The organism is Limnospira sp. PMC 289.06 (assembly GCF_032350395.1).
Lineage (GTDB): Bacteria > Cyanobacteriota > Cyanobacteriia > Cyanobacteriales > Microcoleaceae > Limnospira > Limnospira platensis.
In genome coordinates, this window is record NZ_JARPLC010000409.1 from 1 (window position 1) to 727 (window position 727).

A 727-nucleotide genomic window follows, 5' to 3' on the forward strand; every position below is an offset into this window, starting at 1 on the left:
ATAAGGATAATCCGAGTCTTGACTATTCATGCCAGCTTCATCGAGGTAAACCAACCCTTCCGGCTCCATATGTTCAATCTGAGCAATAAACTCCTCTCGCTGTTGCTCATCACGTTCTTGGTAGCCGTAAGTTGTTTTCTGGTGAAGCCAATTTTCTTCAAGGTTCTGGATATGGTGCGAGGAGAGATGTCGTCATCCCAAAGTTGAGCCATTTGAGCGGAGGTTTGATCGCCATGCTCTTGGGCAAAAGCCTTGAATTTGTGCCAGTCGGTAATTTGGTGGCTATGACCAGGTGGGCGATTAGGTTTAGGGAGGAAGTCGCCGGTGTGTTCTTTTCTTTGCAGCCAGAGATTGATAGTGTTCCGGCTGACATGGAAAACTTGACTGGCTTCGGTTTTGGGTATACCGTCTAGTTCAATTGCATTAATAACTTTTTGTCTAAGGTCGTAACTGTAGGGGGCTAGCCTTTTGGGTCTTCTGTAGATATCCTTGCCATTATACGTCCTAACTACCTTGACTAATGCTATAGCTCCGAAAGTTGAGGTCATAAAGCAGGGGGTTGTAGCCCTGTTCCCAATGACAAAGGGGTATCCACATCAGGAGCCGTATGAGGTGAAAGTCTCAAGTACGGTTTGGAATTGGAGTTGGGGAAGGCGACTTCCCTTTCGACCATAACAAAATGCTCTTACCGTGAACCATGATTACCTACTGTCCAAAATTCATTGTC

Annotated in this window: 1 pseudogene; it reads right to left on the reverse strand. The window is 45.9% G+C overall.

Annotated elements, in window-relative coordinates:
- Positions 1-485: pseudogene (locus P5674_RS25495) on the reverse strand (IS630 transposase-related protein); the annotation flags it as partial.
- Positions 486-727 lie beyond the last annotated feature (242 nt).